Raw genomic sequence first — 14,297 nt, 5'->3', positions numbered from 1 at the left:
GTTTCGGCACCATAATCTGAGGTCTTTGCGGGTGCCGCGGCGCCCGAAACGTCCACCGGGACGCCGGCACCGGCGTCCCCGACACGGGGTGATCACCTTGTCCGAACCGCTTTCCCCCCACATCGAGCGCCTCGGCCGGCTGGCCGACCAGGGGCGTTTCGGTCGTCTGCGCCGCGGCATCGAGAAGGAAGGGCTGCGCGTCGACGCCGCGGGGCGCATCGCCCAGAGCCTGCATCCCCGGGCGCTGGGCTCCAAGCTCACCCATCCGCATATCACCACCGACTACTCCGAGGCGCTGCTGGAGTACATCACGCCGGTCTACAGCCGCCCGGAAGACGCCCTGGATTTCCTCGCCGACCTGCACCGCTTCAGCTATCGCCAGCTGGACGAGGAGCGGATCTGGCCGGCCAGCATGCCGGCCCGGCTCGACGGCAACGACAGCGTGCCGATCGCCGACTACGGCGACTCCAACGTGGGGCGCATGAAGCACGTCTATCGCCGTGGCCTGGATGTGCGCTATGGGCGGATCATGCAGGCGATCGCCGGGGTGCACTACAACGTCTCGCTGCCCGACGACCTGTTCGCGCTGCTGCGCGAGCTGGACGGCGAGGGCGAGACGGCGATGCAGGACTATCGCTCGGCGCGCTATTTCGCGCTGATCCGCAACTTCCGCCGCCACAGCTGGCTGCTGCTGTACCTGTTCGGCGCCTCGCCGGCGGTCGACCGCAGCTTCCTGCCCGACGGCCGGGTGCCGGAGGGGCTCGAGGCCCACGGCGACGAGACGCTGGTCTCGCGCTATGCGACCAGCCTGCGCATGTCCGACCTGGGCTACCAGAACAAGGTGCAGGAGCAGCTCAAGATCTGCTTCAACTCGCTGTCGAACTACGTCAACACCCTGCGCCACGCCATCTTCACGCCCTGGCCCGATTACGAGGCCCGCGGCGTGCGGGTGGACGACGAGTGGTACCAGCTCAACGCCAACATCCTGCAGATCGAGAACGAGTACTACAGCGACATTCGGCCCAAGCGAGTGGCGCGTCACGACGAGACGCCCAGTCAGGCGCTGGAGGCTCGCGGCGTGGAGTACATCGAGGTGCGCTGCCTGGACCTCAACCCCTTCGATCCGCTGGGCATCGACGCCCACCAGAGCCGCTTCATCGACGTCTTCCTGCTGTGGTGCCTGCTCACCGACAGCCCCTGGATCTCCGACGAGGAGTGCGAGCACCTGGACTTCAACCGCCGCCTGGTGGTGTCCCGCGGGCGCGACCCCGAGCTGCGCCTCGACCACCACGGCGCCAAGCGCTCGATCGCCGACTGGGGTGGCGAGATCTTCGAGGGGCTCGGCGAGATCGCCGCGCTGCTGGATCGCCTCGAAGAGGGCACGCCCCACGCCGACGCCCTGGCGGCGCTGGCGCCGCGGCTCGAGGATCCGTCACTGACGCCGTCCGGCCGCCTGCTCGAACGCCTGGAAGCCGGCGGCGAGGAGTTCGTCGAGGCGATCCTGGCGCTGGCTGGCGAGCAGGGCGAGCGCCTGCGCGAGGAGCCCATCGAGCGCGCCCGCGGGGCGCTGTTCGACCAGCTGGTGGAGACCTCCCATCACCAGCAGGGCGACATCGAGGCCGCCGACGTCGAGTCCTTCGCCGACTTTCTGGCCGACTACTTCGCCCGGGCGCGGGAGTCGCGCGCCTTCAGCCCGCTGCGTTCGGGAGAACGGACATGATCGAGACGCTGCGCGAGGCGCGCGTGCGCTGCTGGAGCCTGGCCGGCCTGGCCTTCTGCGTGCTGATGATGGCGGTGGCCCTGGGGCTGGAGCATATCGGCGGGCTCGAGCCCTGTCCGCTGTGCATCTTCCAGCGGGTGGCGGTGATCTCGGCCGGCGTGGTGTTCGCCGTGGCGGCGCTGCACGATCCCAAGGGCCGGCTCGGGGCGGCGCTCTACGGGCTGCTCTCGCTGCTGGCGGTGGGCACCGGCATCGGCCTGGCCGGCCGCCACCTGTGGCTGCAGTCGCTGCCCGCCGACCAGGTGCCGACCTGCGGCCCCGGCCTCGACTACATGATGGAGGTGCTGCCGCTGCAGCAGGTGGTGACCATGGTGCTCAGCGCCTCCGGCGAGTGCGCCGAGATCAGCGCGCGCTTCCTCGGACTGTCGCTGCCGGGCTGGACGCTGATCGGCTTCGTGGTGCTGGCGCTGGCGCCGCTGGGCCTGATGTGGCGGGCCCTGCAGTCCCATCACGGCTATCGTTGGTCGGAGGAGGCGAAGCAGGATTGACAGCGCCCGCCCCAGGGAGGACTCTGAGTCTCCAGACCGGGCGGTTGGGTGTCCGCGGTCGGTTCCATCGAGCGAGGGAAGCACCATGCTGGAAGACTGCAAGAGCGCGCAGGAGCGCTGGGGGGGCGTTCACAGGCTGATCGATCGTTGGCTTGGCGAGCGGCGCACGCTGCTGGCGAACTTCGACGAGCTCAAGGCGGCCTGTGATGCCGACCCGGAGGAGGTCACCAAGCCGCGCATCGATGCCTTCAGCGAGCTGCTGATGGACTACATCAGCGCCGGGCACTTCGAGATCTACCCCCAGCTCAAGGCCGAGGCCGAGGCCTTCGAGGACGGCGGCGCCCTCGACCTCGCCGAGCGCCTGCTCGAACGCCTCGAGATGTCCACCGAGCTGGTGCTGGCCTTCGACGATGACTACGCCACGCCGGTGCGCTGCCAGCACTACCTGACGCGGCTGCCGGCCTGGCTGGACCGCCTGTCCAAGGGCCTGGGTGAGCGCTTCTCGCTGGAAGACCGCCTGATCGCCCGGCTCCACGCCGCCCATGCCCCCGAAGCGAGGGCGTCCAGCGGCGCCTGATGCCTGCCTGCTGCGCGTGCGTCGCACGTCGAATTGAGTTTTGTGCAGCGCAGGCATACCATTTCCCTCGGTTTTGATCCTGGCCGGGCCGCCCAGGCGCCCCGGCCGATCCTCACGGCGACAACCGAAGGAGCCACGATGAAAGACCCCGTCCGTATTGCCATTACCGGCGCTGCCGGCCAGATCAGCTACTCCCTGGCGTTCCGCATCGCCTCCGGCGACATGCTCGGCAAGGACCAGCCGGTCATCCTGCAGCTGCTCGAGATCACGCCGGCCATGGATGCGCTCAACGGTGTGGTGATGGAGCTCAACGACTGCGCCTTCCCGCTGGTGCAGGACATCGTCGCCTCCGACGACCCCAACGTCGCCTTCAAGGATGCCGATTTCGCCCTGCTGGTCGGCGCCCGTCCGCGTGGTCCGGGCATGGAGCGCAAGGACCTGCTGGAAGCCAACGCCGCCATCTTCTCCGCCCAGGGCAAGGCCCTGAACGACGTCGCCAGCCGCGACGTGCGCGTGCTGGTGGTGGGCAACCCGGCCAACACCAACGCCCTGATCGCGTCCTGCAACGCGCCGGACCTCGATGCCGGCCAGTTCACCGCGATGATGCGTCTGGACCACAACCGCGCCCTGACCCAGCTGGCCCAGAAGACCGGCAAGCACAGCACCGACGTCGATTCGATGATCGTGTGGGGCAACCACAGCGCCACCCAGTATCCGGACCTGGCCCACTGCAAGGTCGATGGCAAGCCGGCCCTCGAACTGGTCGAGCGCGACTGGTACGAGAACGACTTCATCCCCACCGTGCAGCAGCGCGGCGCGGCCATCATCAAGGCCCGCGGTGCTTCCTCCGCGGCGTCCGCGGCGTCCGCGGCCATCGACCACATGCGTGACTGGGCGCTGGGCAGCGACGGCATCGTCAGCATGGGCATCCCGGCCGACGGCAGCTACGGCATCGAGCCGGGCATCATGTATTCCTACCCGGTGGTCTGCAAGGGCGGCAAGTACGAGATCGTGCAGGACCTGGCGGTCGACGACTTCAGCCGCGAGCGCATGACCGCCACCGAGAACGAGCTGCGCGAAGAGCGCGCCGCGGTGGAGCACCTGCTGGGCTGAGCGCCGAGCGACAAGCGCTGAGTGACAAGAAAACCCGAAGGCCATGGCCTTCGGGTTTTTCTTTTGCTTCCAGCCGTTTCACGCCGTCGCCTTGCCGCCTGCGGTTCCCGGCGACGCCGGGCCGGCTCAGTCGCGCAGGCTGATGATCCGCCAGTCGCGCCGCTCGGCGGCCTCGCGCAGCGAGGCGTCCGGGTCCACGGCCACCGGGTGGTCGACGAGCTCCAGCAGCGGCAGGTCGTTGTGGGAGTCGCTGTAGAACCAGGCGCCGTGCAGCGAGAGCTCGCGCTGCTCGAGCCACTGCTCCAGGCGCGTCACCTTGCCTTCGCGGAAGCTGGGCACGCCGCTGACGCGGCCGGTGTAGCGGCCGTCGACCATTTCCGGCTCCACGGCGATCAGGTCGTCGACGCCCAGGCGCTCGGCGATCGGGCCGGTGATGAAGCGGTTGGTGGCGGTGACGATCAGCAGGGTGTCGCCGCTGGCCCGGTGGCGCGCGATCAGCTCCTCGCCGCGGGGCAGGATGTGCGGCTCGATCTTGCTGGCCATGAACTGCTGGTGCCACGCCGCCAGCTGCGCCGGGGAGTTCTCGGCCAGCGGCTTGAGCGCCACCGCCAGGAACTCGCCCATGTCCAGGGTGCCGGCCTCGTAGTCGGCCATGAAGCGGTCGTTGGCTTCCTTGTAGGCCACCGGGTCCACGGCGCCCTGCTCGAGCAGGAATTCTCCCCAGGCGTGGTCGCTGTCGATGGAGAGCAAGGTGTTGTCCAGGTCGAAGATGGCGAGGCTCACGGCTTTCCTCTTGTCGGTCGGGTCGCATCGTTGTCGGGGGGCACGTCGAGCTGGCGATTATGGCAGAAGCGCCGGCCCCCTACGAGCGTGGCCCCATTGGCGTATTGATACGTTTCACGGCCTTGTGGAAGAATGCAGTGAAGACTGGATTCATAAGGTGAAGTCCGTGATCGACGCAGATGGCTTTCGCCCCAACGTTGGCATCATCCTCGCCAACGACGCAGGGCAACTGCTATGGGCGCGTCGCGTAGGGCAGAACGCCTGGCAGTTTCCCCAGGGAGGCATCAAGGCGAACGAAACACCCCAACAGGCACTGTTTCGCGAACTTTACGAGGAGGTCGGCCTGACCGCCGACGACGTCGAGGTGCTTGCCTGTACTCGAGGCTGGTTGCGCTACCGCCTACCGCGCCGCATGGTGAGAACCCGTTCCCGGCCGGTATGCATCGGCCAGAAGCAGAAGTGGTTCCTGCTCAGGATCCGCTGTGGCGAGACCCGTATCAGCATGGATGGCGGTGCGGCCAAGCCGGAATTCGATGGCTGGCGCTGGGTCAGCTACTGGTATCCGCTGGGCCAGGTGGTGCCCTTCAAGCGCGAGGTCTATCGGCGCGCGCTGCGCGAGCTGTCGCCGCGCGCCCAGCGCCTCGCCCTGGGGCATGGCTGACGCCACGACACGCGCCGGGGACGGCCCCGGCAATACCCTCAGCGAGGCATAACGACAATGGACAGCAAGACGCCGATGCTCGAGGTGCTGCGCCGCATCATCCTGGAGGTCAACGGGGCTCGCAATCTGGAGGCCGCCCTGTCGACCATGGTGCGGCGCATCCGCAAGGCCATGCGCACCGACGTATGCTCCTTCTACCTCTTCGATACCCAGCTCGACCGCCTGGTGCTGATGGAGACCATCGGCCTGCGGACCCAGGCCGTGGGCCACGTGAGCCTGCCGATCGGGGAGGGGCTGGTCGGGCTGGTGGCCCAGCGGGAGGAGCCCCTCAACCTGGAAGATGCCCGCGCCCATCCCTTTTTCCGCTATTTCGAGACCACCGGCGAGGAACGCTATTCCAGCTTCCTCGGCGTGCCGATCATCCACCAGCGCCGCATGCTCGGCGTGCTGGTGGTGCAGCAGTCCGACAAGCGCCGCTTCGACGAGGCCGACGAGGCCTTCCTGGTCACCATGGCCGCCCAGCTGGCCGGAGTGCTGGCCCATGCGCTGGCCACCGGCAGCCTGACCCGGCCGTCGCTGCCCGGCGGTCAGGCCACCTTCACCGGGGTCGCCGCCTCGCCGGGCATGGCCATCGGCGAGGCGGTGGTGATCGCGCCGCCGGCCGATCTCGACAGCGTGCCCGACCTCATCCCCACCGACGAGGAGTACGAGATCGCGCGCCTCAAGGAGGCGATCGGCCGGGTCCGTGACGAGATCCGTGCGGCGGGCGAGCGCCTGGCCAATCGTATCTCCGCCCAGGAGCTGGCGCTGTTCGACGTCTATCAGCAGATGCTGGGCGAGGAGGCGCTGTTCCAGGAGGTGGTCAAGCGCATCCGCGAGGGGCAGTGGGCCCCCGGGGCGCTGGCCGACGTGGTGCGTCGCCATGTGCAGTACCTGGAGCGAGTGAACGACGACTATCTTCGTGAGCGCGCGGCCGACGTGCGCGACCTGGGGCGGCGGGTGCTGGCCCACCTTCAGGAAAACACCTCCGCCACGCCCGATGTGTATCCCGAGCGCACCGTGCTGGTCAGCGACGAGATCAGCGTGGCCATGCTCGGCGAGGTGCCGCGGGACAAGCTGGCGGGCATCGTCTCGGTGCGCGGCTCCAGCACCGCCCACGTGGCGATCGTGGCGCGCGCCATGGGCATTCCCACCGTGCTGGGCATGGTCGATCTGCCGCTGCCGCGGCTCAACGGCGCCCGGCTGGTGCTCGATGGGCACCGCGGGCGGCTGTTCGTGCGCCCGAGCCCCGATATCGAGAGCCACTACGAGGGGCTGATCGAGGAGGAGCGGGCGCTCTCCGAGCTGCTAGAGAACGAGCAGGACCTGCCCAGTCGCACCCCGGACGGTCACGACGTGCCGCTGCTGGTCAATACCGGCCTGGCGGTGGATGCCATGGCGTCGCTCAAGTCGCGCATCGCCGGGGTGGGGCTGTATCGCACCGAAGTGCCGTTCATGATCACCGAGCGCTTCCCCGGCGAGCAGGAGCAGACCAAACTCTACCGCGAGCAGCTCGAGGGCTTCGCGCCGCTGCCGGTGGTGATGCGCACCCTGGACATCGGCGGCGACAAGGACCTTCCGTACTTCCCCATCGAGGAGGCCAACCCCTTCCTCGGCTGGCGCGGCATCCGTGTCACCCTCGATCACCCCGAGGTGCTGATGGTCCAGCTGCGGGCCATGCTCCGCGCCTCCCAGGGCCTCGACAACCTGCAGATCCTGCTGCCGATGATCACCAATGTCGACGAGGTCGACGATGCGTTGAAGCTGCTGGACCGGGCCATTCGCGAGCTCGGCGAGGACGGCGTCCAGGTGGCCAGGCCGCGGGTCGGGGCGATGCTGGAGGTGCCGGCGACCCTCTATCAGCTCGATGCGCTGGCCGAGCGGGTGGACTTCTTCTCGGTCGGCAGCAACGACCTGACCCAGTACCTGCTGGCGGTGGATCGCAACAATCCACGGGTGGCGGAGCTCTACGATGCCTGCCATCCGGCGGTGCTGTCGGCCATGGCGCGACTGGCGCGGGAGGCGTCGGCGCTGGAGGTGCCGATCTCGGTGTGCGGCGAGCTGGCCGCGGACCCGGCCGGTGCCCTGCTGCTGATGGGCATGGGCTTCGATGCCCTGTCGATGAACGCGCCGAGCCTGCCCAAGGTGCGCGCCGCCATCCGCCGCGTCAGTCAGGCGTCGGCGCAGGCGCTGGTCGAGGAAGTGCTGGCCGAGGCCTCGCCGCTGGGCGTACGGCGCTGCCTGGAGGCGCGCATGGGTGAGTGGCAACTCGCTCACCTGCTGCCGCCCAAGGACGCCTGACGCCGGCCTCAGCCTCTGCAGGCCTCGGACAGCGGTGGCGTGTCGAGCGTCATTTGCGTGTCGCCGAGCGCGACGCCGCCGGGCCCGAAGCGTCGTTCACCGAGGGTCAGCCGACCGTCGGCTCGCCACTCCAGCCAGCTGGTGGCCCGGGTGCCATAGTCCGGGCCGACGATGAACGCCGCCGAGAGGCGGCGTTCGAGTTCCTGCCCCACGCCGGTGTCCGGCAGCCGCGCCTCCTCGGCCTCGCGCGAGTCGGCGAGAGGCGTCAGCGCATCCTCCGGCCAGCGGCCATCTTCCAGGCTGTGTTCGAGTCCGCGGCGGGCGGCCACCAGCTTCGGCCAGGGGGTGTCCCGCTCGGCGTTGGAGAGGCCATGCAGGCCGGTGGTCAGGCGTTCGAGCCGCACCTTGTCGCGCCCCCGGTGCAGATACCACAGTCGCCGGCCGTCGCCGGTCAGCAGGTTGAAGCCGGCGTAGCGCCGGGCGCCGCCGTCGGCGAGCGCGGCCAGCCAGCCCTCGAGGTCATTGCACTCGAGCGCCGAGCGCACCAGGTCGCCCCGGCTGGGGGCGTCGTCGGGCGCGTCGAGGAAGGGATCGCGCACGTTGGTCACCGCGGCGAAGCGGCCGCGCCGGTGCACGGCGAGCCAGCCGCCGCCGGCCTCGAGGTCGCGGCCGCCGACGATGCCGGGAGCGTCGTCCCAGGCGGCCAGCGGCGCAGTCGGGCGGGCGTGGAACTCGTCACGATTGGCCACCAGGCGCAGCGCGACGGAGGCATCGGGATGGTGGGCGAGGGCGATCAGGCACATGGCCGCCAGCCTAACCCGGAGGCCGGCGTGCGGAAAGCCCCGTCATGACAGGGCCCGTTCGGCATCGTACACTCTGCTGACGACAATCGACGCGGTACAGGGATGACGATGAGTGTCGAGACAGACAAGGAGCGGGCCTGGTACTGCCTGGTCACCCCCATACTATGGCCGCTGCTGACGCTGCAGGTGGTGATGGTGGGGCTGTGGCTGGCGGTCGGCCTGAGCGGCCGCTGGCTGGTCCTCTCGCCGGCGCCCTGGGGCGATACCTTCTGGTGGCTGCTGGTGCTGCTGGTCGGCAGTGGCCTCAACGTGACGGCCTTCCTGATGCTGCTGCGCCAGCGCCTGCGCGGCGAGGAAGCGAGGGTCGATGCGGCCTTCGCCAAGATCGGTGAGCGCCTGACGGTCGGCGGCGGCGACGATGCCGTCGGCGCCGGGCGTGTCGCCGACCCCGACCTGCCGCTGCATCGACGCCTCGAGAGCGTGGCCGAAGGCTGCGATGCCCTGATCGAGCGCTGGCAGGCCGAGCTCGAGGCCGTGCGCGGCGTGGAGCGCCGGCTCAGCGATGACCTGCAGGCCCAGCAGGGGCGCCTGGCCCGGCTCGAGACCGGGCGCGTGCGCGCCCAGCAGGAATCGCGGCTCAAGTCCGGCTATCTCAGCCATCTTCAGCAGATGCTCAACCCGCTGATGGCCTCCGTGTCGGAGGTGCTGAAGGGGGAGCGCTTCCAGCGCGCCGACGATGAGGCGGAGCGAGAGGCCCTGGAGGGGCTGCGCGAGCGACTGTCGGAGACCGCGGTGCTGCTCGAGAACCTCGGCGACCCCGACCCCCGCGAGGCGGGGGCGCCGATGCCGCCACCGCCGGCGGCCGCCCGGGTGCTGGTCGTCGATGACGGCCCGGTCAACCTGATGCTGGCGCGCAAGGTACTGGAGGGGCAGGGGCTGGACGTGGTCACCGCCACCAGCGGCCGTGAGGCGCTCGACAACCTCGAAGCGGCGCCCTTCGACCTGGTGTTCCTGGATATCTACATGGCCGACATGGACGGCGTGGCGACCTGTCGCGCCTGGCGGGCCCGCGAGGCCGAGCGGGGCGACGGCGCACGCAGCGTGCTGGTGGCGCTGACCGCCAACGCCGGCGAGGCGGACCGGCAGCGTTTTCGCGAGGCCGGCATGGACGACTACCTGGCCAAGCCCTATCGGCCCCAGGACCTGCTGGATCGGGTCGATCACTGGCTGCCCGGGCGGCTGGCGCGGGAGGAGGAGGCATGAGTGCGCTGCTGATCTGGGCGGGCTATGTGCTGCTGGGCGGCCTGGCCGGCACCCTGGCGGGGCTGTTCGGCATCGGCGGCGGGCTGGTCATCGTGCCGGCGCTGGTGTTCGCCTTCGAGCTGCAGGGCGTGGCGCCCGAGGTGATCATGCATCTGGCCGTGGGCACCTCGCTGTCGACCATCGTGGTGACCGGGTCTTCGTCGGCCTGGGGGCACTATCGGCGCGGCAGCGTCCACCGCGGCTGGTTCCTGGCGCTGTTGCCGGGGCTGGTGCTGGGCGCGATCGCCGGGGTGTTCGTCGCCGGCAGCCTGTCCGGCGGCGCCCTGGGCACGCTGTTCGGCGTCTTCCTGATGGCGGTGGCCGCGAAGATGGCGCTGGGACGCGGCCCGCGCCCCGGGCAGCTGCAGCCCGGCCGCGGCGCGATGGCGCTGGCCGGGGTGGTGATCGGCGGCGTGTCGGCGCTGTTCGGCATCGGCGGCGGCACCCTGAGCGTGCCCTGGCTGACCCGCTGCGGCGCCCCCATGACCCGCGCCGTCGGCACCTCCTCGGCCTGTGGCCTGCCGATCGCCGCCTTCGGGGCGGCGACCTTCATCGTGGTCGGCTGGGGCCAGCCCGAGCTGCCCGCGGGGGCCATGGGCTACGTGATGCTGCCGGCCCTTCTCGGCATCGTGATCGCCAGCGTGCCCTTCGCCCGGGTCGGCGTGAAGCTGGCGCATCGCCTGCCCGCGCGCCTGCTGCGCCTGGCCTTCGCCGGCCTGCTGGTGCTGGTCGGCCTCAAGTTCCTGCTATGATCGCGGCCGCGGCGCCGCCGCGGCCGGTCTCCTGGTCTTCCTTCCTTTCCCGCATCGTTCGAGGCTTTCATGCTGCGCTACCCCGATATCGATCCCGTGGCCATCTCGCTCGGGCCGCTCCAGGTTCACTGGTATGGCCTGATGTACGTCATCGGCTTCCTCGCCGCCTGGTGGCTGGGGCGCCGCCGCGCGCCTCGCATCGGCCTGAACGGCGACGACGTGGGCGACCTGATCTTCTGTGCCGCGCTGGGCGTGGTGCTCGGTGGGCGGCTGGGCTATGCGCTGTTCTACGGCCTCGACCAGTGGCTGGCCGACCCGCTGTGGATCCTGCGCGTCTGGGACGGCGGCATGAGCTTCCATGGCGGCCTGATCGGCGTGCTGCTGGCCTCGCTCTACTTCGCCCGCAAGAAGCGACTGGCGTTCTTCACCCTCACCGACTTCGTCGCGCCGCTGGTGCCGATCGGCCTGGGCGCGGGGCGCATCGGCAACTTCATCAACCACGAGCTGCCGGGCCGGGTCACCGATCTGCCCTGGGGGCTGGTGTTCCCCGGTCAGGGGCCGGAGCCGCGTCATCCGTCGTCGCTGTATGAGGCGGTGCTGGAAGGGGCGGTGCTGTTCGCGGTGCTGTGGTGGGTCTCGGCCACGCCGCGCCGTCGCGGCCTGGTCTCGGGGCTGTTCCTGACCCTCTACGGCGTGTTCCGCTTCGGCGTGGAGTTCGTGCGCCGCCCGGACCCGCAGCTCGGCTTCATCGCCTTCGACTGGCTGACCATGGGCATGCTGCTGTCGCTGCCGATGATCATCGCCGGGGCGGCACTGATGGCCTGGTCCCGCGGCCGGCCGGTGGATGCCAGGGTCGACGCCGGGGCGTGACCACAGCGGGGCGGTGGCCGCTATGGGCGGCCACCGCCCGGGCATGTAGAATGTGTGGCCCATTTTCAGCCGTCGACCATGCCCGTGACCGCCAACGCCCTTCCCGCCCTCGAACAGCCCTATCTGGACCTGATGCGCGCCGTGCTCGATCACGGCGTGGAACGTGACGACCGCACCGGCGTCGGCACCCGCTCGCTGTTCGGCCACCAGATGCGCTTCGATCTGTCCCGCGGCTTCCCGCTCGTCACCACCAAGAAGCTGCACCTGCGCTCGATCATCCACGAGCTCTTGTGGTTCCTGGCCGGCGATACCAACATCGCCTACCTCAAGGACAACGGGGTGCGCATCTGGGACGAGTGGGCCGACGAGAACGGCGAACTGGGTCCGGTCTATGGCTACCAGTGGCGCAGCTGGCCGGATCCGCGCGGCGGCCATGTCGACCAGATCGCCCACCTGCTCGAGCAGCTGCGGACCAATCCGCGCTCGCGGCGGCTGATCGTCTCGGCCTGGAATCCGGCGCTGGTCGACGAGATGGCGCTGCCGCCGTGCCACTGCCTGTTCCAGTTCTACGTGGCCGACGGCAGGCTCTCCTGCCAGCTCTACCAGCGCAGCGCCGACATCTTCCTCGGCGTGCCCTTCAACATCGCCAGCTATGCGCTGCTGACGCAGATGATCGCCCGGGTCGCGGGCCTCGAGCCCGGCGACTTCGTGCATACCCTGGGCGACGCCCATCTCTATCTGAATCATCTGGATCAGGCCCGGGAGCAGCTGTCGCGTGACCCGCGCCCGGCGCCGCGACTGGTGCTCGACCCGAGCGTGACCGATCTGTTCGACTTCCGCTTCGAGCACATCGCCATCGAGGACTACGACCCGCATCCCCACATCAAGGCAGAGGTGGCCGTATGAACGACGATACGCTCGTCCCGGTGGCGATGATCGCCGCGCTGTCCGCGAACCGCGTCATCGGCGTGGACAACCAGCTGCCCTGGTACCTGCCCGAGGACCTGAAGTTCTTCAAGCGCATGACCCAGGCCAAGCCGCTGGTCATGGGCCGCAAGACGTTCGAGTCCATCGGCCGGCCGCTGCCCGGGCGGCTCAACATCGTCGTCACCCGCGATCCCGCCTTCCAGCCCGAGGGCGTGCGCGTCTGCCACGACCTGGACGCGGCGCTGGCGCTGGCCGACCGGCAGGCCACCATCGACGGCGTTGACGAGATCATGGTGATGGGCGGCGGCCAGATCTACGCCCAGGCGCTGCCGAAGGCGAGCCGGCTCTACCTGACCGAGGTGGGCGCCGAGGTGGAGGGCGATGCCCGCTTCCCCGAGCTGGACGCGGCCGAGTGGGAAGAGCGCCAGCGCGTGCCGGGGCAGCCCGCCGAGGGGCAGCCGGCCTATGACTTCGTGCAATACCAGCGCCGGGGTTTGCCAGACTCCCCGGAGTGACACAGACTGACGACTGGCGCCGCCGGCCTGCGGGTCGATCGCGCGAAGGATGTTGTCTTCCCCCGGGCATGCATGGAGGATCCGGAGTTGATCGATGAACGCCCCCGTCGTCTGCTGACGGCCCTGGAATCTCGCCTCGACGCACTGCTCGAGGCGCGCGCCGAGGATCGGGTGCAGCATCAGGCCCTGCAGACCCGGCTGGCCGAGCTGGAGCAGGGCCGTCAGGCCCTGGAGGCCCGCAACGCCGAGCTGCAGGCGAGAGCCGAGGCGGTCCAGACGCAGCGCGATGAGCTGGAAGGCCGACTCAAGGCGGTCGAGGCGATGCTGGTCGAGTCCGAGGAGGCGAGGCTGGAGCTGGCCGAGGAGAATCGCGAGCTCGACGAGCAGAGCCGCGAGCTCGAGGCTCACGGCCGGCGGCTTCAGGCTCGGCTCGACGAGAAGGGGGCGGAACCTTCCGAGACGCCGCATCGTCAGGCCAGGGGGCTCTCCGCCCTGATGAATCATCATCGTGCCGCGACGCCCGCCGCCGACGAGGCGGAGGATGCCGATGAGCCGAATGCGGCCCCTGCGCCGCCGGCCAGTGAGCCTGCCGAGCAGGAGGCGCCATCGCCCCAGGCGCTGCTGGCGCAGTGGTATCAGCGCTACGGCGATGCCTTCTTCAAGGGCCATACCCGGCCGCTCAAGGTCGGCATTCACGAGGACCTCGGCGCCCTCGAGCCCTGGCCCGAGAAGCTGGTGCGCCGTGCGCTGGCCTGCTACGTGAACCTGCCGCGCTATCTCAAGTCGGTGCGCGAGGGCGCCGAGCGCATCGACCTCGAGGGTGCGCCTGCCGGCAGCGTCGATCGCGGTGCCGCCGATCATGCCCACAGGAAGCTGGAGAAGCTCCAGGCCGAGCGTCAGCGCAAGCCGGCCAGGCCCCGCAAGAAGCCGCCCAAGTCGCGCAACGATCCTGCTTCATCCCCTGCCTCGACGGGCGACGCCCAAGCGTCCGATCCCGCGACGCCTTCCCCTTCCCGAGCCGCCGCCGTGGAGCCTTCTCCTCCGGACGAGCCCGCCGACGATCGGCTTCACCGCAAGCTCGGTGAGCTGATGGCCCGCCACAACGCGCGTTGAACTCATCCCCGCCAGCGTTGACGCTGGCGGGGCATTGCGTCGTTTGTCTGACTTGAAACCGTCATATCGCCGCGGCATGATGAGTTCGCTCATCGCTACCGAACACTGTTTTAGGACAGGTTGAATCGTGGCGTGATGCACCGACGTCATGTCTGGTCTGACGAAGGTGGCGGCGGTGGGGCGTCATGAGGCGCCTTGGCCGCGATCGTGGCAGGAACGGGCAGCGATCGGGTGATGTAACGAAGGAAAACAGTGTTTTTTTCTTGTTGCGCT

Annotated in this window: 14 protein-coding genes; 12 read left to right on the top strand and 2 right to left on the bottom strand. The window is 69.6% G+C overall.

Annotated features, from left to right (window positions below):
- Positions 1-88 precede the first annotated feature (88 nt).
- From gshA to ACGTNF_RS14440, 4 genes are all read left to right on the top strand, one after another.
- Positions 89-1,720 carry a glutamate--cysteine ligase gene (gshA, locus tag ACGTNF_RS14455; protein ID WP_394602272.1) on the top strand — a complete coding sequence of 544 codons (1,632 nt, stop codon included), beginning with the start codon at positions 89-91 and terminating at the stop codon, positions 1,718-1,720.
- Positions 1,717-2,268 carry a disulfide bond formation protein B gene (locus ACGTNF_RS14450; protein WP_394602271.1) on the top strand — a complete coding sequence of 184 codons (552 nt, stop codon included), beginning with the start codon at positions 1,717-1,719 and terminating at the stop codon, positions 2,266-2,268. Before gshA ends, ACGTNF_RS14450 begins: the two co-directional genes overlap by 4 nt.
- An 85-nt stretch (positions 2,269-2,353) precedes the next feature.
- Positions 2,354-2,845 carry a sigma D regulator gene (gene rsd, locus ACGTNF_RS14445; RefSeq protein WP_394602270.1) on the top strand — a complete coding sequence of 164 codons (492 nt, stop codon included), beginning with the start codon at positions 2,354-2,356 and terminating at the stop codon, positions 2,843-2,845.
- A 138-nt stretch (positions 2,846-2,983) separates the two neighbouring features.
- The gene (locus tag ACGTNF_RS14440; RefSeq protein ID WP_394602269.1) at positions 2,984-3,958 is read left to right on the top strand and encodes a malate dehydrogenase; all 975 of its coding nucleotides are present in this window, start codon (positions 2,984-2,986) and stop codon (positions 3,956-3,958) included.
- 126 nt (positions 3,959-4,084) lie between these two features.
- On the opposite strand, the gene ACGTNF_RS14435 is transcribed toward ACGTNF_RS14440, so the two are convergent.
- Positions 4,085-4,741, bottom strand: coding sequence for a histidinol-phosphatase (locus ACGTNF_RS14435; RefSeq protein ID WP_016856145.1), 657 nt, complete (start codon positions 4,739-4,741; stop codon positions 4,085-4,087).
- 166 nt (positions 4,742-4,907) lie between these two features.
- On the opposite strand from ACGTNF_RS14435, the gene ACGTNF_RS14430 reads away from it, so the two are divergent.
- Together ACGTNF_RS14430 and ptsP are read left to right on the top strand one after the other, a co-directional pair.
- On the top strand, positions 4,908-5,402 hold the full coding sequence (locus ACGTNF_RS14430) for an RNA pyrophosphohydrolase (protein ID WP_040478547.1): 495 nt from the start codon (positions 4,908-4,910) through the stop codon (positions 5,400-5,402).
- 75 nt (positions 5,403-5,477) lie between these two features.
- Complete coding sequence (gene ptsP, locus ACGTNF_RS14425; protein WP_394602288.1) at positions 5,478-7,742, top strand: phosphoenolpyruvate--protein phosphotransferase; 2,265 nt, start codon at positions 5,478-5,480, stop codon at positions 7,740-7,742.
- 8 nt (positions 7,743-7,750) lie between these two features.
- Here the strand turns inward: ptsP and ACGTNF_RS14420 are convergent, their stop codons facing one another.
- Positions 7,751-8,545, bottom strand: a complete 795-nt coding sequence (locus ACGTNF_RS14420) for an NRDE family protein (RefSeq protein ID WP_394602268.1) — start codon at positions 8,543-8,545, stop codon at positions 7,751-7,753.
- A 108-nt stretch (positions 8,546-8,653) separates the two neighbouring features.
- Between ACGTNF_RS14420 and ACGTNF_RS14415 the strand changes: the two genes are divergently transcribed.
- The 6 genes from ACGTNF_RS14415 to ACGTNF_RS14390 all read left to right on the top strand — a co-directional run bounded on the left by ACGTNF_RS14415 (position 8,654) and on the right by ACGTNF_RS14390 (position 14,024).
- On the top strand, positions 8,654-9,808 hold the full coding sequence (locus tag ACGTNF_RS14415; protein WP_394602267.1) for a response regulator: 1,155 nt from the start codon (positions 8,654-8,656) through the stop codon (positions 9,806-9,808).
- A complete protein-coding gene (locus tag ACGTNF_RS14410) occupies positions 9,805-10,599 on the top strand; it encodes a sulfite exporter TauE/SafE family protein (RefSeq protein ID WP_016856139.1) in 795 nt (264 codons plus the stop codon). Before ACGTNF_RS14415 ends, ACGTNF_RS14410 begins: the two co-directional genes overlap by 4 nt.
- 69 nt (positions 10,600-10,668) lie before the next feature.
- Positions 10,669-11,469, top strand: a complete 801-nt coding sequence (lgt, locus tag ACGTNF_RS14405; protein ID WP_394602266.1) for a prolipoprotein diacylglyceryl transferase — start codon at positions 10,669-10,671, stop codon at positions 11,467-11,469.
- Between the two features lie 78 nt (positions 11,470-11,547).
- Positions 11,548-12,375 carry a thymidylate synthase gene (locus ACGTNF_RS14400; RefSeq protein WP_152478274.1) on the top strand — a complete coding sequence of 276 codons (828 nt, stop codon included), beginning with the start codon at positions 11,548-11,550 and terminating at the stop codon, positions 12,373-12,375.
- Positions 12,372-12,911: a dihydrofolate reductase gene (locus tag ACGTNF_RS14395; protein WP_394602265.1), complete on the top strand. Its 540-nt coding sequence runs from the start codon at positions 12,372-12,374 to the stop codon at positions 12,909-12,911. The genes ACGTNF_RS14400 and ACGTNF_RS14395 overlap by 4 nt, the downstream gene beginning before the upstream one ends.
- Positions 12,912-12,998: 87 nt before the next feature.
- Positions 12,999-14,024: a ProQ/FINO family protein gene (locus tag ACGTNF_RS14390; protein ID WP_394602264.1), complete on the top strand. Its 1,026-nt coding sequence runs from the start codon at positions 12,999-13,001 to the stop codon at positions 14,022-14,024.
- Positions 14,025-14,297 lie beyond the last annotated feature (273 nt).

The organism is Halomonas sp. B23F22_10 (genome assembly GCF_043496975.1).
Taxonomy (GTDB): domain Bacteria; phylum Pseudomonadota; class Gammaproteobacteria; order Pseudomonadales; family Halomonadaceae; genus Halomonas; species Halomonas smyrnensis.
This window is presented reverse-complemented; position numbering and strand designations above follow the sequence as displayed.